This is a genomic window from Ulvibacterium sp., assembly GCF_965228935.1.
Taxonomy (GTDB): Bacteria; Bacteroidota; Bacteroidia; order Flavobacteriales; family Flavobacteriaceae; genus Ulvibacterium.
The window spans coordinates 902060-922254 of the sequence record NZ_OZ245846.1; the positions used below are offsets into that span (position 1 = coordinate 902060).

Genomic DNA, 20195 nt, shown 5'->3' on the forward strand with positions numbered 1-20195 from the left:
GTCCAATTCTATTCACGGTATTTCTGGAACCAGGCCAAGGTATGTGTTATCTTGGTGATTAAATTGCTAGGCCTATTGGCAATACCGTGGCTAGCGTTTGGAATTTCGACCAATACCGTTGGAATTTTTCTCAATTTTAGCGCATGGTACAACTGCTTGGCCTCACTGGGCGGTGTCCGCAAATCGTCCATTCCCACTAACACCATGGTCGGGGTCTCTACATTGCCGACCAATGAAATTGGGGAAAATTTCCAATAGGTCTCAAAACTTTCCCAAGGTTGCCCTGTATAACGGCTGTTGGCATAGCGAAAATAATTATCGGCTACCAAGGTCTTACTGATCCAATTCATTACAGGTTTGGCTACTACGGCCGCTTCAAAACGGTTGTTCTTGCCTATCATCCATGCGGACATAATGCCCCCGGCACTACCTCCCGTAACAAAAAGCTGATCTTCATGGGCAATCCCTTTTTGGATGCAATAATCCACTCCGTCCATTACATCATTATAATCTTCTCCCGGATAATTACGGTAGAGCAGATTGGCGAATTCCTCACCATAACCGGTACTCCCGCGTGGGTTTGGATAAAAAACAATGTACCCGGCAGCCGCGTACAATTGCATTTCGGCCGAAAAACGATCTCCATAGTTTAGAATGGGCCCCCCATGATTTTCAACCAAAAAAGGATACTTTTTGGAGGCGTCGTAATTTGGGGGGTATACCACCCATCCCTGTATATTCCGTTGGTCAAAACTGGATGTATACCAGATTTCCTCCACTTTTCCTAAATTTCGAAAATCCAATAAAGCCTTATTCAGGGAAGTAATCTTTGCCGGATTTTTCACCTTGGATTTCAAAATCGCCAATTCGGAAGGATATTCCGGTCGGGTTTGGGTATAAGCGATGGTTCCGTTCCCGGATATACTAAACGATCCTCCCGCATAGGGCCTGCCAATTGAAGTGCCCCCCATATTATCCACTAGTTTGGCTACCTTTCCATTTAGGGCAATATGGGCAATTTTGGTATTCCCTCTATCATCATAAGAACAATAAAGACCGTTCCCCTTAGTATCCCATATCGGATTGGAAACCGTCCTATCCAAATTTTGGGAGACCACTTTTGGGTCACTGCCATCCCGATTCATGATATGGAGCCTACGCACTTGATAGGCCTGCCTCTTATCCTCGACACTGATATAGGCTATTTTTGTTCCGTCCGGCGAAACTACCGGATGGTAATCCGGGCCATCCCGATCCGTTAGCGCATTGATCTGCCCATCATAGACCCCAACGGAATAAATCTCGCTATTCCTGAAGTCGTATTCCCAATCTTCGTTCCTATTCCCTGAAAAATAAATGTGTTGGCCGTCCTTGGACCAGGAAAGGCTCCCCCTATGATGGAAATCCCCGGAGGTTAATTGTCTTGGAGCCCCCCCATCCGCAGGAATTGTGAAAATATGATTGAACCCTGGATCAATATAGCCCCTACCGTCCGCCTCATGATATAATCGATCTGTTACTCTTGGTTTTTCCGCCCATTTTGCGCCTTTGGGCTTTTTGGGCATTTTGGCCAAAACCGGTGGCTCTTTCGCTACGTTCATAGAAAAGGCAAGCTGCCCGCCCTTAGGTGACCATGTTAGGGCGCTTGGACTAAAAGGAAGTTGGGTAAGCTTGGCGATTTTACCAGAAGCAATCCAATAGATATAAATCTCCGACCCTTCATCCGTACTGCTTGTAAAGGCCAAGCGATCTCCTTGGGGGGACCAGCGCGGATTGGATTCATTAACTTCCCTGGACGTCAATTTTTGATGTTTGGAACCATCGGCCTTTATCATCCAAAGATTGCCCGAAGCCTTATCTTCCATAATATCAAAAGCCATTCTCCTATAGACCACCCACTCCCCATCCGGGGAAATCTGTGGATCGGAGACGTATTGTAGGTCAAAAACATCCGTATACGAGAAGTTTTGTTTTTGGGCCTTTAAAGCCTGGAAGAAGGCCAGAAATACAACTAAATAATAGAATTTACGCATGGAAGAATAATTTGAATTCTTTATGAAAATAGCGGAATGAGCTTACATTCGCAAGCCTTTGTTTGCATTGTTAAGCAAAGTAAAAAACATAAATTAACACCCTAAGATTACCCAAGCCCTTAAATCCATTGAAGCTACGCTCTTCAATAGACAAAGAGAATCTTAATTCTTTTCGTACCTCTTCAGAAAATCGTATCTTTAGGGAACTTAGAAGATGACAAAACTTATTTCCATAATAATCTCCTTGCTCATTCTTTTTCAGAGCTTTAACATCCATATCAACGATTTGGTGGAATTGGATGAGCTTATCGAACACGCCCAATTTCATGCCGAGGCTTATGGAGATAGTTTTTGGGTCTTTCTCTCCAAGCATTATGGCGAGCTCAAAGCTGAGCACAACCAAAAACATCAGGAAGAACAAAAGGATCATGAGGAACTTCCTTTTCAACATCATTGCCATTCCCTATCACTTTCGGCCTTTGTAATCAATGACCCGGTACCCTATACCTCCCATGTGGAAACAATATCCCTGGATACCGGAAATTTCCATTATGCCGATTCGTATTCTCCATTGCTTGGAGATGGGCTTTTCCAACCTCCCCGATACGCATAATCCATTACTGATATTCATCATTTTTAGGCGGACAATTTCACATTAGTTTGCCTTCACCTTATTCAATGGATTATGTTATCGCGCATCATCAAATTAAGTATACGAAATAAATTTATAGTTCTTCTCTTCACCCTGTTCATCATTTGTTTTGGATTGTATTCCTTAACCCAAATACCCATAGGTGCCGTTCCTGATGTAACCAACAACCAAGTACAGGTGATTACTACATCGCGCAATCTCTCTACCCAGGATATGGAGCAGTTCATTACCTATCCTGTGGAGCTGGAAATGGCCAACCTTCCCGGGGTTAGGGAAATCCGTTCCATATCCAAATTTGGACTTTCCGTAGTGACCATCGTTTTTGAGGACGATATGGGCACGTATTTACCACGTCAGCTTATTGCCGAAAAAATAAAATCGGCCTCTGAAAAAATTCCGAAAGGTTTTGGGATACCGGAAATGGGGCCCATTACGACCGGGCTCGGTGAAATCTATCAATACATCCTAGATGTGGAGGAGGGCTATGAAGACCATTATTCCGTAACCGACCTTAGGACTATTCAGGACTGGGTTGTAAAACGTCAACTTTCAGGTATCCCGGGGGTGGTGGAAGTAAATACATGGGGTGGTTTCCAAAAACAATACGAGGTGGCCCTCAATACCGAAAAGCTCAATGCCATGGACATTGATGCCGGTGAAGTCTTTACTGCCTTGGAGGAAAATAACAATGTAGCGGGCGGCGGGTATATCGAAAAGACAAATCAAGCTTACTTTATAAGAGGTGAAGGGCTAGTAGCTTCTTTGTCTGATATTGAGGACATTGTGGTAAAAACCAGGAACGGTATTCCGGTCTATATCAAGGATATCGCCAAAGTGGGTTACGGCAGTGCTACCCGATTTGGTGCCATTACGGGAAACGGTGAGGGTGAAAAGGTATTGGGGCAGGTAATGATGCTCAAGGATGCCAATTCCAAAAAAGTTATCGATGCAGTGAAGGAACGGGTCGCCATTATTTCCAAAACGCTGCCCGAAGGCGTTTATATCAATGCCTTTCTGGACCGCAGTGAACTCATTGCCAAGACCACGTTTACCGTAACCGAAAATCTGGTCTTGGGTTGTCTCATTGTTGTTTTTGTGGTGGTACTGCTCCTGGGCAATCTACGTTCCGGACTTGTGGTTGCCTCGGTAATTCCATTAAGTCTATTTTTTGCCCTTTCCTTGATGTATCTGTTTGGAGTAGATGCCAACCTGATGAGCCTAGGCGCCATTGATTTTGGAATCATCATCGATGGGGCAGTCATTATTGTAGAATTCATTGCTTTTCAGATTACCCAACAACGTTCACAACTGGTTACGCTTTCTAAAAACGACCGACAGGAAAAACGGGACGGCATTACCATGAACAGTGCTTCCAAAATGATGAATTCCGCCATCTTTGGGCAACTAATCATCCTCATTGTGTTGATTCCCATCCTTTCCCTGGGCGGAGTGGAAGGCAAAATGTTCAAACCTATGGCACTCACGTTTAACTTCACGCTTTCTGGGGCCATTGTATTATGTTTTACTTATGTACCCGTGGCCGCCACACTTTTCCTAAGGCCTTCCAACACGTCCGAAAAAAATGTTTCAGTACGGCTTATGAACCTACTGAACAGGGGATATGGGCCATTGATTGATTGGGCCCTAAGCAGCAAGAAATGGGTTCTCGGGATTTCAGGGGTATTATTAGGAATAGCAGGACTACTATTTAGTTCAATGGGAGGGGAATTCGTCCCCACCCTGGACGAAGGTGATTTTGTGATACAACCTATATTGAAAACGGGCACTTCCTTGGAAAAGACTGTGGAGACCACCACTCAGATCGAAAAAATACTTTTGGAGAATTTCCCCGAAGTTGAACAGGTGGTGACCCGTATCGGTGCAGCTGAAGTACCTACGGATCCCATGTCCATGGAGGAGAGTGATGTCATTATCATCCTAAAACCCAAAAGCGAATGGGTTTCCGCCAGAACTAAGGACGGGTTGGCCGAAAAGTTCAAGGAAGCCCTTGGCATAATCGCCGGAATGGAAGTAGAATTTACCCAGCCCATAGAAATGCGATTCAATGAACTCATTACTGGGGTACGGGCAGATATTGCCATTAAAATTTTCGGGGAAGACTTGGATGTCCTCAGCAATAAGGGCAATGAAATAAAGGAACTCATCCAAAATGTGAAAGGAGCGGCCGATATTTCCGTAGAAAAAATAGTAGGCCTCCCTCAGATGAACGTCAAATACGTTAGGGCCAAAATAGCACGCTACGGACTTAACATCGCCGACCTTAACGATATGGTGGCCATGGGCTTTGCAGGGCGTACTGTAGGTAGCGTCTATGAGGGGGAAAAACGGTTTGAGCTGGTAGTACGGTTGGATAAAGAGCAGAGAGAGGACATCGATAATCTCAAAAATCTGTATGTGGATTTGCCCTCTGGTGGGAAAGTACCGTTGAGGGAACTAGCGGATATCAGCTATCAAAAAGGGGCCGCCAAGATCTCCAGGGACGATACCCGAAGGCGTATCGTGGTAGGTATCAATGTACGTAACAGGGATTTGCAATCCGTGGTAAACGACGTACACAGATTAATTGATGAAAATTTACAGCTACCCGTTGGCTACTCCATAACTTATGGTGGGCAGTTCGAAAACCTGCAAAGTGCCAAAGCCCGACTTTGGATAGCCGTACCTATTGCCCTATTATTGATTTTCATTCTGTTGTATTTCGCTTTTAAATCCATTAAGGAAGCCTTGCTCATCTTTTCCGCCATTCCTTTGGCGATAGTGGGTGGCGTACTACTATTGTGGCTCAGGAATATGCCCTTTAGCATTTCAGCAGGCGTCGGATTCATTGCCCTTTTTGGGATTGCCGTACTTAACGGCATTGTATTATTGGAACATTTTAAAGAGCTCAAACAACAATCTTTTGAAACCATGGAAGCACTCGTAAAACAAGGAACAAAGGACAGATTACGTGCCGTTTTGCTTACGGCCTCGACAACCGCCTTGGGCTTTTTGCCTATGGCGGTATCCACCAGTGCAGGGGCAGAGGTGCAACGGCCTTTGGCCACAGTGGTCATTGGGGGTCTGGTCACGGCCACTTTGTTGACCTTGGTAGTCCTACCGATATTGTATGTCATTTTTAACGATTCAAAAATTGGTCTATCAAAAAAATGGAAGAAGAGAAATGGGGTAATCTTAATGTTGTTTGCTGGACTCCTCTTTACCCCAATGGCCAAGGCGCAGGAACGACCATTGCCCTTGGAGGAATTGATTTCGACGGCCCTGGAAAACAATGCAGCCCTAAAAGCCGCCGAGTTAAATGTTGAGCAGTCCGACGCTCTGATATCCAGTGCCTTCGATTTCGATAAGACCGAGATCTATTATCAATTTGATGAAAACAACCTTACCTTGACCGATGAACCTCTTCGCGTTTTTGGGATACAGCAAGATTTTCTGTTCCCAACGGTATATTTTGCGGAAAAGCGACGGAACAAGGCGCGGACGGTTATGGCATCCAACAGCTATGAGATACTGGAAAAAGGTATAAAACGAGAAGTGGTCGCTGCATATTACACCTATCTGTATACCAAGGAAAAGGAGGCCATTTTTAAACGATTGGACAGCCTTTACCAAAACTCTTCCCGAATGGCCCAACGGCGTTTTGAATTGGGGGAGACCAATTATTTGGAAAAGATTACCGCGCAGTCCAAACAGCGAAAAATAGGTATTCGTTTGGAACAGGCCATTCAAGAAATTGACGCCGCTTATACCAATCTGATGAAAATTGTTCAAGTGGATACCTTGCCCCATATTGCCAAGATACCAATGACCCAAGTTGTTTTGAATTCGCCCCAAGTCATCCAAAGTCCGGAGCTACGGTTCCATGAAAGTAATGTAGCCCTTATGCAGGCGGAACGTAGCCTGGCCAAACAGCAATTGATGCCGGATATCGGCCTAAACTATTTTCAGGGTACGGCACCCAATCTTAGCGGTACACTTTACGGGTATCAATTGGGGTTAAAAATCCCTCTTTTCTTTAGCGGACAATCGGCCAGGATAAAGTCCAGTGAGATTGCCCAGGAAATAGCCGAGGAGAAATCCAAGGACTATAAAATTCGCTTCGATGCCCGTTATGACGAACTTATGGCTCGATACCATGTACATATGAAGGCCCTGGAATACTATGAACAGGAAGGGAACCGGCTTTCCGAGGAACTTTTAAAAACGGCGGAACTGAGCTTTAGGAACGGGGAAATCGATTTTTTTCAATATATACTTAGCTTGGAAAACGCCTATGAAATTCAGTTGGACTATCTGGATAATCTTAACCAACTCAACCAAACGGTCATCCATCTTAATTATTTAACCCTTTAAAATTCAATCATGAAACATATACCCTACATATCCCTCATAACCCTAGTCCTTTTAAATGCCTTGGCCTGCGGGGAAAGTAAACATGCCGGGAGTTCCGAAGTGAGCGCGGAAACAGCCGTCAATGAACTCACCATCACCGAGGAACAGTTTAAGGAAAATGGGATGGTATTGAGCCATTTGGAAGAAAGAACCTTTCCAGTAACCGTTAGTACCAATGGTATGATAGATGTCCCCCCGGAGAACAGGGCGGTTGTAAACGCAATGATAGGCGGGTATATTCAAAAAACGCCCTTATTGGTCGGGAACAAAGTAGACAAAGGTCAACTTTTGGTAACTTTGGAAAACCCTGAATTTGTAGCGCTTCAACAGGAATATCTGGAAGTAAGGGAACGGTTGGGCTATCTAAAATCGGAATACGATCGACACAAAATCCTTTTCGAGGAAAAAATTTCGTCGCAAAAAAACTATCTAAGGACAGAAAGTGAATTTAAAATGGCTCAAGCCCAATATAATGGGCTACAGAAACAATTAAGGATGTTAAACATTTCCCCTTTAGAAGTGGAAAATGGTAACATTACAGCGACGGCATCGCTTTATTCCCCAATTTCCGGAAGCGTTACCCAGGTATGGGTATCCAAAGGAGCTTATGTATCGCCATCTTCGCCCATTTTGGAAATTGTGGACAATGACCATATACATCTGGAATTGGCGGTTTTCGAAAAGGATATCATGAAGGTAAAAAAGGGACAGCCCATACATTTTAGGATTCCAGAAGCTTCGGACAAGACCTTTGAGGCCGAAGTATATTTGGTTGGCACGACCATTACCGATAATCGTACAATTCAAGTGCATGCGCATCTAAAAAATGAGAAGGAGAACAATTTTTTGACAGGTATGTTCGTGGAGGCGGATATTGTAATGGATGAGATCCAGGTACTTGCCTTGCCCTCGGAGGCTATTGTAACTATTGATAACAAGACCTATGCACTTCTCCTTGTTTCCGAAAACAATGACAATTATCAATTCAGGAAAATGGAAGTACGAACAGGGCAGACCCATGCCGATTATACCGCTATTGGAGATGTGGGGAAATGGGATGCCAACAACCGGTTTTTGACCAAGGGTGCTTTTGGGCTTATAGGGGAATAAGGTTTTATCCCAATCCTACATCCAAGGTCATCATAATAATAAACCCCCCGATAAAGCCCATGGTAGCAATATCGGTATACTTGTCCTGCTGTGTTTCGGGGATTACCTCCTCTACGACAACAAATATCATGGCACCCGCCGCAAACGAAAGCGCATAAGGCAAAATAGGCTGGAAAGTCAATACTGCCCATGCTCCCAAAACTCCGGCTATGGGCTCAACAATAGCCGAAGCCTGACCGTAGAGAAAACTTTTATAACGGCTTAAGCCTTGACGGCGTAATGGCATGGCCACTGCAAAACCTTCCGGGAAATTCTGTAACCCTATACCCAAAGCCAGTGCAACCGCCCCTCCGATGCTGGCCCCCTCAAAACCGGCCGCCACACCTCCAAAAAGTACACCCACGGCCAAACCTTCAGGAATATTGTGAAGGGTAATGGCCAAGGTGAGCAAGGTAGTCCTGTGCCAAGGAGTCTTTACACCCTCGGCCTCGCTTTCCTTAAAATTTATATGCAAATGGGGCAATATTTTGTCCAATCCATATATGAAAATGGCCCCCAATAAAAAACCAATGGCCGCGGGAACCACTTTTATAAAGCCTTCCCCCGGGCTCATCTCTATCCCCGGGGCCAAAAGACTCCAAAAACTTGCGGCGACCATAACCCCGCCGGTAAAACCTAGCATACCATCCAAAAGGGCCCTATTCATTCCCTTAAACAAAAAAACGAGGGCGGCACCGCATGCCGTAAGACCCCAAGTAAACAAGGTGGCATAGAGCGCTGCCAAAATTGGGTTTATGGATTCAAAATAGTCGATTACCTGTTGCATAGTTATTCCGTGATTTTAATATAGAGGTTGGCCGCGATCTGTTCGGAAATATGAATATCCCTGCCTTTTATTTTTAAATGTAGCGAGCCATCAAACTCTTCCTTGTCCAAAACCTGTATGGCATCGCCCAAGGCGATATTATTCTTATCCAAAAACTTTAGAAAGGGAGGTGTGGAATCCTTGACCCCGACACATATTCCCTCTGCTCCAATGGGCACTTCATTTAGTAGCTTTTTGACCGCTTTTTTAAATTCCCCTTCCTTTGAGGGTATGGGATCCCCATGGGGATCCACTTGCGGATATCCCAAATGCTTATCCAAACGATCTACCAATTTTTCGCTTTTTATATGCTCCAATTGCTCCGCAACATCATGTACCTCATCCCAAGAAAAGTCCAGTTTTTCTACTAAGAATACTTCCCAAAGACGATGCTTTCGAACCAAGGTCAATGCCGTTTTGGTACCGAACTCGGTTAGGTATACCCCCTTGTATTTTTTGTAATTGACCAATCCCTTTTCCGAAAGCTTTTTGATCATGTCCGTCACCGAAGAAGGTTTTGTTTCCATTTGCTCCGCTATGGAATTGGTAGATACGCTTGTAGGCTCCCCTTTGCTTAGGTGATAAATGGTTTTAATATAGTCCTCCTCAGAAAGTGTCACTTAAATTTCATTTTATACAAAAATACATTTTTATATGTAAAAACAAATTTTTAGACAAAACTAAAAATTGGGCTTGCTATGATGAAAAGCGAATGCGCTTAGTTGGCCTCCCGGTCTTTTTTTGCGCTTTGTTCGTTTTGTACATATGGACAGAGCGCTAAGGCCCGTAGGTGGAATTGGAAAGTCCGGTACTTGTTGAAATGTATATTCCCACTTTTCCAAAAAAGAATCCGAGCGAAAGTAAATGGCCTTTGATAGCAATTGCAACATAGTAGCCACTTACTTTTAACCCCAAATAGGTCTACATGTCAAATCGAAAAATCCAGAGGTTTTTTGGGATGTGCTATGGATTAAACCGATGATTATCCACTTGCTATCACCGGCCCTGAACGACAGACAAAAATGAAGGGACTAAAGTGAACAAGCATATTGCAAAACAGTCTATATTCCCTACTTTTAAGGGCAAAACCCGGGCATTTGCAAAAAGAGAGTACACCATTTGACTATATCATTATCGGGGCAGGGGCTTCAGGCCTCATGTTGGCGGAGGCTTTGGGACGAGATGCTTTTTTTAAGGACAAATCGATTTTAATATTGGACAAGGACGTAAAAACGGCCAATGATCGTACCTGGTGTTTTTGGGAAAAGGGAGCGGGCCGCTTTGATGATATTGTACACAAGACCTGGAACCATATTTATTTTGCCAGCCAACAGTTTTCCCAACGGTTCCCTATTGCCCCGTATTCCTATAAAATGGTCAAGGGCATCGATTTTTATAGTTCATATTTTAGTCGGATTTCAAACTTTCCCAATATTACGTTCAGCCAAGAAAAGGTATCGATGATCCAAGAAGACCAGGATGTCGTTATCGTAATTACGGAAAAAAAGGAATATAGGGGGAAGCAGGTCTTTAATAGTATTTTCGAATATCAAATGGCGACCGGCCAAAAAAAGTATCCGGTATTACAACAGCATTTCCTAGGGTGGTTCGTGAAAACCACTCGTCCAGTTTTTGATATAGATCAGGCAACTTATATGGATTTTTCAATTCCGCAAAGGGGAAATACTCGATTTATGTACGTGTTACCTTTCTCAGAGACCGAGGCTTTAGTGGAGTATACCCTGTTTTCCGAGGATTTACTTCCGGAAGAGGACTACAAAGTTGCCTTGGAGGATTATCTAAAATCCAAGTTAGAGCGTACCGATTATGAGATAGTGGAGACGGAAAAGGGTAGTATCCCTATGACCTGTTACCATTTTAGTGAACGCAATACCGCTAGGATTTACTATATAGGTACCGCGGGCGGTTGGGCCAAACCCAGTACCGGTTACACCTTTATGAGTACGTCCAAAAAGATTCCCGTTCTTTTGGAGTTCCTGAAAACCGGAAAACCTTTGACCACATTTAGTTTTAAGAACAGGTTTTGGTATTATGATCTCTTGTTTTTAGATGTACTAAAGGACAACAACGCCATTGGATTTAAGGTGTTCGAAGCTCTTTTCAAAAATAGGACGCCCCAACAGGTCTTTAAGTTCCTCGATGAGGAAACCAACATTTGGGAAGACTTGGGAAATATTTGGGGAAGTCCAAAAATTCCTTTCACCAAGGCACTACTTAAACGATTGTTCTAAACCTGGCGGCGCATCAAATTTTCCCCAAATTCTTTTAGGGAAGCCTTTTTGTCAGCAGAAACATCCAATCTTTCGAGATTTTTAAACGCTCTTTGCGTATAATCACCAATGGCCGTTTCCGTAGTCTTGGCGGCACCGCTATCGATGAAAATGTCCTTAATGGAATTGATTTTGGCAGTGGGATCCCCAGGTCTAATGGAATATAGGTCCAACAACTCCTTTTTTTGTTCCGGCTTGCCCAGTTCCAATGCTTTTAAGTATAGAAACGTTTTCTTGTTTTCAATGATATCACCTCCTACTTGCTTGCCAAAGGTCTCCGAATCGCCAAAAGCATCCAAAAAGTCATCCTTTATTTGAAAGGCGATTCCCAGATTAAGTCCGAAATCATAGACTGCGTCCTGCGCTTCCATTGATGCCCCGGCTACTATAGCCCCCATTTTTAAGGTCGCTGCGACAAGTACTGCCGTTTTATACTCGATCATCCTCAGATATTCCGAAATGGTGACATCGTCCCTCTCCTCAAAATCCATATCATATTGTTGACCCTCACATACTTCCAATGCCGTTTTGCTAAAAAGCTTTGCCAAATCCTTAAACATGGGGCCCTCATAATTCTCAAACAATTGATAAGCAACAATGAGCATGGCATCACCTGAGAGGATTCCAGTGTTTACGTTCCATTTTTCGTGTACCGAGGGTTTACCTCTCCGCAATGGAGCCCGATCCATGATATCATCATGTACCAATGAAAAATTGTGAAATACTTCAACGGAAAGCGCAGCATCCAATGCCTTTTTATAGTCGACCCCAAAGATTTCGGCGGCCATCAACACCAGTACAGGACGTAGACGCTTGCCTTCCAAATTCAGAATATAGGTAATGGGTTCATATAGGTTTCTGGGTTCCCGGGTCTTTACTTTTTTTTCTAAATACGAAATGAACTCGGAGCGATAGAATTCTATGGATTGCATTGTAACAAATTTCCCCAAAAATACACCTATTGCCAACATCTTATGCAGTGCACACCGGAAATAGTGGTGGATAAGTGAAATAAAGTGCAATAGATTTGAAAACCTTCGTCTATATAATTGAAGTTTTCCAATAACCCACTTTCGAATGGTTTCGAATACCGAAAACTATACCAAATTAAAAACCTTTTTCAACGACGAATATCATTCGCTGAGCTTTTATGTAAGATCGCGAATAGATAATGCCGCGGATAGGGATGCGGAGGATATTGTGCAGGACGTTGCCCTTAAACTATTTTCCAGGGCCGATAGTCTTTCCCCAATTGAAAATATAGCCGGTTTCGTGTACAATTCCATACGGAACAAGATCATTGACCTAATGCGAACCAAGAAGTCCGAGACACGTTTGGAAAGTGAAATAGAAGATCGGTTTATGGAGTTTGCGGAGGTGTTTTACGGCAAAACGGACAATGCCTATTCGGACCATATGAAAAATGAGTTGAAACGGGCAATCTTCAATTTAAAGCCCGATTACCGCGATATTTTACTCGCCGTGGATTTTGAGGGCTATAGCTATAGGGAACTGTCCGATGAAATGGGCGTTCCCCAAGGAACATTAATGTCTAGGCGCCATCGTGCTCTAGCCTTATTATTGACAAAATTAAAATCTGAAAAAAACAACAATAATTAAAATTTGAAAAAATGGAAGATCATGTAGAACGTGTCGTGAAGACCAAGGTTAAAAAAGGAGTCACCAAAGCATTCAAGATATTTTTCGCCATTATTGCCGCCATAGTTTTTGTGTTTCTCTTCGGTTATCTCATCATGTGGTTATGGAATTGGCTCATGCCGGATATTTTTGGTTTGACCAAAATCACCTATTGGCAAGCTGTTGGAATCCTTGCACTGGCAAAGATTCTTTTTGGAAGCTTTGGAGGCCATCATTCGAAAAGTAAGTCAAAGTCCAGGAGAAAATGGAAAGCCGGTGATTGCCGAGGTGCAAGAAATGATTTTTCAGAATGGAAATATTATGACAGCTACTGGAAGGAAGAAGGTGAAAATGCCTATAGGGAGTATGTAGAACGAAAAAAACGAGAAGAACAATGATATCTGTCAGTGGTAATGTTAAATAATTGCAAAACCTTGGAAACTTTTAATGTGTTTTTAGTTTCCTGTGTATATTTGCGGCCTTATTATGAAAGAAGAAATTTTAGAAAAGGCTACGGATATGTTCTTGAACTTGGGGTTCAAGAGTGTTACCATGGACGACTTGGCCAACGAAATGGGCATCTCCAAAAAAACGATTTATACCCACTATGACAATAAGACCAAACTCATAGAAGATAGCACCTTTCACCTTTTTTGTGGTGTATCCAAGGGTATAGATTACATCTGTTCCTTAAAAAAAGATCCAATCGAGGAAATCTATGAAATCAAAAAATTCCTTATGCTGCATTTAAAGGGCGAAAAGTCTTCCCCGCAGTACCAACTGCAAAAGTATTATCCAAAAATTCATGAAAACATCAAGCAAAAACAATTTGAAATGATGCAGGATCGTGTTTTGGACAACATTAAAAGGGGGATGGAACAGGGTATATATCGTGAAAATCTTGATATCGGTTTTGTTGCGCGGATTTACTTTTTTGGAGTCACCAGTATAAAGGACCATAACCTTTTTCCCATAGAAAAATTTCCAACGGAATCCTTAATGGACAATTATTTGGAATATCATATACGAGGTATAGTGACGCCCAAGGGGCGAAAAATATTGAATGGAATTATCAACTCAAACCTAGAATAGATGAGGAATCATTTTATAATGTTCTTTGCACTTTGTGCCATTACATTTGCACATTCACAGGAACAGGTAGAACAAACGTATAGCTTTTCCCTGGAAGAGGCCATTGCCTTTGCCCTGGAAAACAATTATAGTTCCGTTAATGCCAATAGGGATCTAACGGACGCCCAAAAACAAAAATGGGAAGTTATCGCATCGGGGCTTCCTCAAATAGACGGTACCGTAAATTATCAAAATCAATTGAAGCAGCCGGTCTCTTTAATCCCCTCTGAATTTTTTCCGGATGGGGAACCCGGGACATTTACACCAGTTATCTTTGGTGTACCCCAGCAGATTATCGCGACGGGAACCCTGAAGCAGCAGATATTCGATGGCTCCTACATTGTAGGTGTACAGGCCACTAAGGCTTTTTTAAATTACAGTGAGTATAACAAGGAGAAGACCGATTTGGATGTCCGGAAAGCGGTCGTTGAAGCCTACGGTAACGTTTTGCTCGCCCAAGAGAGCGTAGAAATTTCTGAAAAGAACAAGGCCACCTTGGAGAAAAATTTGTACGAGACACAAAAACTCTTTGAAAATGGCTTAGGGGACGAGGAAAGTGTGGAGCAATTGGAAATCACGCTTTCCTCAGTAGAAAACCAGCTTAAAAATGCCATACGTTTTGAAAAAATTACGCTTCAGATGCTGAATCTTATTATGGGAATAGATATAGATGCGCCTACCAAGCTGGAAGAAAATCTAGACAATTTGACACAAAGCCAGATACAGTTTGCACTTTTGGAATCGGATTTTAATATCGAAAACAACGTAGATTATAAATTGGTCCAAAACCTTAACGAACAGCGCTTCTATGAATTAAAATTGGCAAAAAGCAAGGCATTGCCAACATTGAACGCTTTCATCAACTATGGCACGTCCGCTTTTGGAAACAATTTTGAGTTTTTCAATAGCGATCAGGATTGGTTTGAGTTTTCGACCTTCGGTGTAGACCTTACCATTCCTATATTTAGTTCTTTAGGAAGAAGTGCCAGTACCCAACGTGCAAAAATTGCCTTGGAGAAAGCCAAGACGCAATTGTCGGAAGCCGAAGAACAAATAAGACTGCAGTGGGAAAGGGCAAAAAGTGATTTTATCTTTGCCACCGAAGAATATGAAACGGCCAAGGAAAATCTAAGATTAGCGGAACGAATCGAAAATAAAAACCAAATTAAGTATTCCGAAGGTATTGCCAGTAGTTTTGAATTGCGGCAGGCGCAGACCCAATTATACGATGCGCAACAAGGGTATCTTCAATCCATGGTGGATGTCATTAATAGGAAGACCGATTTGGAAACCATCATTAACGAATAAGCATAAAAACATCAACTTTTAAACCTAAAAAAATGAAAAAAACAATATATGCTTTAGCGACCGTCATGATGATTGTAGCCTGTGGAGGTTCTGGCGAACAATCTCTAGAGGCTTTGATCGCGGAGGGGAATCTTGAATCCCTACGTGCGGAAAAAACCAAAATTGCCGGAAAACAAAAAGAGTTGGAATCCAACATCAAACTTCTGGATTCCGTGATTGCCGTTAAATCCGGTGAGGAAAATCTGCCATTGGTTACAACCCTTATGGCAACTCCCGAGAAATTCGATCACTTTTTGGAGCTTCAAGGCAATGTAAAAACAAAACAGAACGTATTGATTTATCCAGAGATGTCCGGAACCCTTCAAAAAGTGTACGTCAAGGAAGGTAACAAAGTTAGAAAAGGACAGTTGTTGGCTACAATAGATGATGGGGGTGTAGGAAGTCAATTGGCACAATTGAAGACTCAGGCGGCATTGGCCCAAACCACTTTTGAGCGGCAAAAACGATTGTGGGATCAAAAAATAGGTTCTGAGATACAGTATTTGCAGGCCAAATCCAATTATGAGGCAGCCGAAAGTGCCGTAAACCAGGCAAAAAGCCAGTTGGACAAGTCATCGATCCGGGCTCCATTTACAGGAATTATTGATGATGTTATCAAGGATCAAGGTACGGTGGTGGCCCCTGGGGTCGGTTCCGAAGTATTTCGCATTGTGAACTTATCGGACATGTACGTTGAGGTAGATGTCCCTGAAAATTACCTGAGTGGTGTTCAAGAAGGAAAGGAGGCAAAGGTTTTCTTTCCAGTCTTACGGGATACCGTGGTGTCTACCATCAGACAGACCGGAAACTTTATTAACCCTGGTAATAGGGCCTTTCGAGTTGAAATATCGGTTCCCAATAAAAACGGTCATATAAAGCCAAATCTTACGGCCAAAGTGAGTCTTAATGATTATACCAATGAATCGGCCATCCTAATTCCCCAAGGAATTATTTCCGAAAATGCCGAAGGTCAGCAATATGTATATGTTGCGGAAAAAATGAGTGAAGACAAAGCCACGGCCAATCGGCGAATTATTGAAACCGGACTGGCCCAAGGTAGAATGGTAGAAGTACTTTCCGGGGTTGCCGAAGGCGAATTATTGATCGAGGAAGGTGCCCGGAGCATCAAGGAAGGGCAAAATGTAAAAATATTGAACTAATAAAGCGATGAGCAGACAAAAGAAAAACGCCAATAAAGAGTTTAGGCTATCTTCCTGGGCCATAGACAACCCATCGGTCATCTATGTTATGATCGCCATTTTCCTATGGGTAGGATTTAAGGGCTATCAGGCCATGCCTCGAGAGGATTTTCCGGAAATCGTGGAAACCAAAATCTATGTGAGCACTTTGTTCCCTGGAAATACGGCCGAAGATATGGAACGGCTCGTTACCGATCCCCTGGAAGACCGGTTGAAAAACCTGAGCAATGTTGTGGAGACCATTTCTACTTCCCAGGAAGATTACTCCATCATTACCGTGGAATTCGATGAAGAGATTACGGTGGAGCAGGCCAAACAGAATGTTAAGGACGAAGTTGATGTTGAAAAGGCAAGTGAGGATTGGCCTACCTTTAATGGCGCCAAGGTAGAGCCCAGTATCTTTGACCTTAACCTGGCCGAGTCCTTTCCCATAATGAACGTTAATTTCACGGGCGACTATCCCGTTGAAAAACTTAAGGAATATGCGGAGTATCTGGAAGATGAAATAGAAAACCTTCAAGAAATCAAGGAGGTAGATATCAGGGGGGCGCAGGAAAAGGAAGTGGAAGTTGCGGTAGACGTTTATAAAATGATGGCCGCAAGAGTAAGCTTTCAAGATGTGATAAACGCTATTGCCAATGGCAATATGACCATGTCCGCCGGAAACATCAAGACCAGTGAGCAGCGCAGGACTATTCGTATACTCGGGGAAGTGGACGATCCCCAGGAGCTAAATGATTTTGTCGTTAAATCCGAGGATGGGGCCGTGTATCTAAAGGACATTGCCACCGTCTCCTTCGATGAGGAGGAAAAAACCACCTATGCCCGTGAATTTGGCGAGAGTGTGGTTATGCTCGATATCAAAAAACGGTCGGGCAAAAACATGATCGAAGCCACAACCAAGGTTCGGGAACTGGTAAAAGAAGCCCAGCAAAACTATTATCCCGCCGATCTTAATATTTCCATCGCCAATGATTCCTCGGGCAGGACCTTGAACCAAGTAGATGATTTGGTGAACAACATTATTTTCGGGATTATCCTAGTGGTAACCGTATTGATGTTCTTCCTCGGATTTCGCAATGCCCTTTTTGTAGGTTTTGCCATCCCAATGTCCATGTTCATATCGTTCACCATATTGAACCTATTCGGAAATACGCTCAATACCATGATCCTGTTCGGAATGATTATGGGTCTGGGAATGTTGGTGGATAACGGTATTGTGGTGGTAGAAAATGTATATCGTTTAATGGGCGAGGGCATGTCCCGGGTCCAGGCCACCAAAAAAGGTATCGGGGAAATCGCCTTTCCAATTATCATTTCGACCGTGACCACGGTTGCCGCCTTTGTCCCGCTGGGATTATGGCCTGGGATCTTTGGTCAGTTCATGATTTTCTTTCCGCTGACATTGTCCGTTGTTTTGGGATCCTCATTGTTCGTAGCTATTTTCATGAATTCCATGCTGGTATCCCAGTTTATGGAAACCGGTCAAAAGGAACTCGACCTTAAACAATTGATACGGACCACAGGTATTTTGGTGGCCATCGGTATTTTTATTTTCATTGTGGGCGGTACCGTTCGTGGACTGGGTACAGTGATTGTTTTCACGGCCATTATGTTCTGGGTATACAAGTACTTCCTGAAACCAGGGGCCAATCGCTTTCAGAACACGATTATGCCGCGATTCGAGAACTTTTATGAGAAGCAGATAAAACATGCCTTAAGGGGAGGAAATGTGTACTGGTATTTTGGTGTCACTGTTTTCTTGTTGGTAGCGACCTTTATGCTCTTCGGTATGTCCATAGGAGCAGGGCGGACGAAAATCGAATTTTTCCCGGACAATACCCCGAATGAAATCTATGTGTATATCGAATACCCCCAGGGAACATCCATTGAAAAAACGAACGAATTGACCCAGAGTGTTGAAAAAAGGGTATATGAGGTGGTCAATAGGCCAAAGTATCGAAATGGGGAGGAAAGCTATTTGGTAGAATCCGCAGTTTCCCAAGTTGGTGAAGGCGCAGGAAATCCCCAGACCGATGGAGGTTCCTCGGCTGAAATGCCACATAGGGGCAAAGTGACCGTTTCCATGCGTGAGTACAAATACCGGAACGGATTGGATACCGAGGAACTGCGCGGTGCCATTCAAGATAACTTAAAAGGTATTTATCCCGGAGTCACCATTTCCGTGGAAAAGGATTATAATGGCCCTCCGGCCGGTTATCCGGTTAACATAGAATTGGAAGGGAAAGATTACGATCAATTGATCAGCACTGCGGAGGAAATCCGGAACTTCATCAACACCAAGAGTATCCCTTTTATAGAAGAATTGAAAATTGATGTAAACAAAAGCAAACCCTCGGTGCAGGTGGTCGTAGATCGTGAAAAAGCAGGGGAACTGGGCGTTGCCGTGGGACAAGTAGGTACGCAGTTGCGTCGCTCACTTTTTGGTGAGAAGGCCGGAGTGTATAAGTTGGATGGGGAAGACTATGATATCAATGTCCGATTTGATGAAAGCATCAGGTTCGATAAAAATGCCCTGTTCAACCAAAATATCATTTTTAGGGACCAAGCGAGCGGGCAGATCAAGGAAGTGCCGGTATCCGCCGTGGCCCAACAACGGAACTCCTCGGGATTCAGCGCTATTAAACACAGGGATGGAAACCGGGTGGTTACCGTATATTCCGGACTTAAGGCAGGAGGTAACCCCGCCGAGGTCGTGGCACAGGTCCAGGAAGAAATGAAGAACTTCAATGGTATTCCGGAAGGGGTGAAAATAGACTTTACGGGTGAAATTGAAGAACAGAACAAGCAAATGCAATTTTTGGTGGGAGCCTTTTTTGGTGGTTTAGGATTGATTATGTTGATTTTGATTTTCCAGTTTGGGGGCATTTCCAAACCGCTTATTATTATGATCGCCATTTTCCTGAGCTTTATCGGCGTCTTTGGTGGATTAATGTTGACCGGCTGGCCTTTTGTGATTATGATGACGATGATGGGAATTATTTCCCTGGCCGGAATTGTAGTTAACAACGGGGTAGTACTCCTGGACTATACCCAGATATTAATCGACCGTAAAAAGGTCCAGTTGGGAATGGACGACAAGGATTTGTTGAGTATGGAGGAAGTTACCCAAATAATCGTACAAGGTGGGAAGGCCAGGTTACGTCCCGTAATCTTGACCGCGATTACCACGGTCCTGGGTCTGATTCCTTTGGCCATTGGCCTGAATATCGACTTCTTCTCGCTTTTCTCCGAATTTAATCCCAAGATTTATATGGGCGGGGATAACGTAATTTTCTGGGGGCCGTTGGCATGGACGGTCATCTTTGGATTGATCGTGGCCACCTTCCTTACCCTGATCATAGTTCCTGTACTTTTTAATATCACGTATCGCATTAAGGTACGGATATGGGGAACCAGAAAAACAAGTGAAGTGAACGAAAAAGAATTGGAAGTCGCCGCTTAGTCGAATCTAGTTTTACCTTAAAAAAGGAACGGCCCCGATGTTTATCGGGGCCG

14 protein-coding genes are annotated in these 20195 nt (G+C 43.5%); 10 read left to right on the forward strand and 4 right to left on the reverse strand.

Annotated elements, in window-relative coordinates:
• Positions 1 to 8 precede the first annotated feature (8 nt).
• Positions 9 to 2033, reverse strand: coding sequence for a S9 family peptidase (locus ACO06Y_RS03895; protein WP_422082521.1), 2025 nt, complete (start codon positions 2031 to 2033; stop codon positions 9 to 11).
• Between the two features lie 214 nt (positions 2034 to 2247).
• Between ACO06Y_RS03895 and ACO06Y_RS03900 the strand changes: the two genes are divergently transcribed.
• From ACO06Y_RS03900 to ACO06Y_RS03910, 3 genes are all read left to right on the forward strand, one after another.
• Positions 2248 to 2646 carry a hypothetical protein gene (locus tag ACO06Y_RS03900; RefSeq protein WP_422082522.1) on the forward strand — a complete coding sequence of 133 codons (399 nt, stop codon included), beginning with the start codon at positions 2248 to 2250 and terminating at the stop codon, positions 2644 to 2646.
• A 72-nt stretch (positions 2647 to 2718) separates the two neighbouring features.
• On the forward strand, positions 2719 to 7056 hold the full coding sequence (locus ACO06Y_RS03905; protein WP_422082523.1) for a CusA/CzcA family heavy metal efflux RND transporter: 4338 nt from the start codon (positions 2719 to 2721) through the stop codon (positions 7054 to 7056).
• 9 nt (positions 7057 to 7065) lie between these two features.
• On the forward strand, positions 7066 to 8205 hold the full coding sequence (locus tag ACO06Y_RS03910; RefSeq protein WP_422082524.1) for an efflux RND transporter periplasmic adaptor subunit: 1140 nt from the start codon (positions 7066 to 7068) through the stop codon (positions 8203 to 8205).
• A gap of 4 nt (positions 8206 to 8209) precedes the next feature.
• Here ACO06Y_RS03910 and ACO06Y_RS03915 read toward each other — a convergent pair whose 3' ends face one another.
• Entirely contained in the window at positions 8210 to 9031 is an 822-nt protein-coding gene (locus tag ACO06Y_RS03915; protein ID WP_422082525.1) for a ZIP family metal transporter, read from the reverse strand.
• A 2-nt stretch (positions 9032 to 9033) separates the two neighbouring features.
• Positions 9034 to 9690, reverse strand: coding sequence for a metal-dependent transcriptional regulator (locus tag ACO06Y_RS03920; RefSeq protein WP_422082526.1), 657 nt, complete (start codon positions 9688 to 9690; stop codon positions 9034 to 9036).
• A gap of 477 nt (positions 9691 to 10167) precedes the next feature.
• On the opposite strand from ACO06Y_RS03920, the gene ACO06Y_RS03925 reads away from it, so the two are divergent.
• Positions 10168 to 11322: a lycopene cyclase family protein gene (locus ACO06Y_RS03925; protein ID WP_422082527.1), complete on the forward strand. Its 1155-nt coding sequence runs from the start codon at positions 10168 to 10170 to the stop codon at positions 11320 to 11322.
• Here ACO06Y_RS03925 and ACO06Y_RS03930 read toward each other — a convergent pair.
• Entirely contained in the window at positions 11319 to 12293 is a 975-nt protein-coding gene (locus tag ACO06Y_RS03930) for a polyprenyl synthetase family protein (protein WP_422082528.1), read from the reverse strand. The two genes, ACO06Y_RS03925 and ACO06Y_RS03930, sit on opposite strands and share 4 nt — an antisense overlap.
• Before the next feature lie 145 nt (positions 12294 to 12438).
• Between ACO06Y_RS03930 and ACO06Y_RS03935 the strand changes: the two genes are divergently transcribed.
• The 6 genes from ACO06Y_RS03935 (at position 12439) to ACO06Y_RS03960 (ending at position 20142) form a co-directional block, all read left to right on the forward strand.
• Positions 12439 to 12981, forward strand: a complete 543-nt coding sequence (locus ACO06Y_RS03935; protein WP_422082529.1) for an RNA polymerase sigma factor — start codon at positions 12439 to 12441, stop codon at positions 12979 to 12981.
• Between the two features lie 11 nt (positions 12982 to 12992).
• On the forward strand, positions 12993 to 13397 hold the full coding sequence (locus tag ACO06Y_RS03940) for a hypothetical protein (RefSeq protein WP_422082530.1): 405 nt from the start codon (positions 12993 to 12995) through the stop codon (positions 13395 to 13397).
• Positions 13398 to 13485: 88 nt separating this feature from the next.
• Positions 13486 to 14091: a TetR/AcrR family transcriptional regulator gene (locus ACO06Y_RS03945; RefSeq protein ID WP_422082531.1), complete on the forward strand. Its 606-nt coding sequence runs from the start codon at positions 13486 to 13488 to the stop codon at positions 14089 to 14091.
• Positions 14092 to 15438, forward strand: coding sequence for a TolC family protein (locus ACO06Y_RS03950; protein ID WP_422082532.1), 1347 nt, complete (start codon positions 14092 to 14094; stop codon positions 15436 to 15438).
• Positions 15439 to 15470: 32 nt separating this feature from the next.
• The gene (locus ACO06Y_RS03955; RefSeq protein WP_422082533.1) at positions 15471 to 16637 is read left to right on the forward strand and encodes an efflux RND transporter periplasmic adaptor subunit; all 1167 of its coding nucleotides are present in this window, start codon (positions 15471 to 15473) and stop codon (positions 16635 to 16637) included.
• A gap of 7 nt (positions 16638 to 16644) precedes the next feature.
• The gene (locus ACO06Y_RS03960) at positions 16645 to 20142 is read left to right on the forward strand and encodes an efflux RND transporter permease subunit (protein WP_422082534.1); all 3498 of its coding nucleotides are present in this window, start codon (positions 16645 to 16647) and stop codon (positions 20140 to 20142) included.
• The last annotated feature ends 53 nt before the right edge of the window (positions 20143 to 20195 follow it).

Coding starts and splice junctions, on each gene's coding strand:
- ACO06Y_RS03895 (WP_422082521.1), bottom strand. CDS start 2,033: ATGCGTAAATTCTATTATTTAGTTGTATTTCTGGCCTTCTTCCAGGCT.
- ACO06Y_RS03900 (WP_422082522.1), top strand. CDS start 2,248: ATGACAAAACTTATTTCCATAATAATCTCCTTGCTCATTCTTTTTCAG.
- ACO06Y_RS03905 (WP_422082523.1), top strand. CDS start 2,719: ATGTTATCGCGCATCATCAAATTAAGTATACGAAATAAATTTATAGTT.
- ACO06Y_RS03910 (WP_422082524.1), top strand. CDS start 7,066: ATGAAACATATACCCTACATATCCCTCATAACCCTAGTCCTTTTAAAT.
- ACO06Y_RS03915 (WP_422082525.1), bottom strand. CDS start 9,031: ATGCAACAGGTAATCGACTATTTTGAATCCATAAACCCAATTTTGGCA.
- ACO06Y_RS03930 (WP_422082528.1), bottom strand. CDS start 12,293: ATGCAATCCATAGAATTCTATCGCTCCGAGTTCATTTCGTATTTAGAA.
- ACO06Y_RS03935 (WP_422082529.1), top strand. CDS start 12,439: ATGGTTTCGAATACCGAAAACTATACCAAATTAAAAACCTTTTTCAAC.
- ACO06Y_RS03940 (WP_422082530.1), top strand. CDS start 12,993: ATGGAAGATCATGTAGAACGTGTCGTGAAGACCAAGGTTAAAAAAGGA.
- ACO06Y_RS03945 (WP_422082531.1), top strand. CDS start 13,486: ATGAAAGAAGAAATTTTAGAAAAGGCTACGGATATGTTCTTGAACTTG.
- ACO06Y_RS03950 (WP_422082532.1), top strand. CDS start 14,092: ATGAGGAATCATTTTATAATGTTCTTTGCACTTTGTGCCATTACATTT.
- ACO06Y_RS03955 (WP_422082533.1), top strand. CDS start 15,471: ATGAAAAAAACAATATATGCTTTAGCGACCGTCATGATGATTGTAGCC.
- ACO06Y_RS03960 (WP_422082534.1), top strand. CDS start 16,645: ATGAGCAGACAAAAGAAAAACGCCAATAAAGAGTTTAGGCTATCTTCC.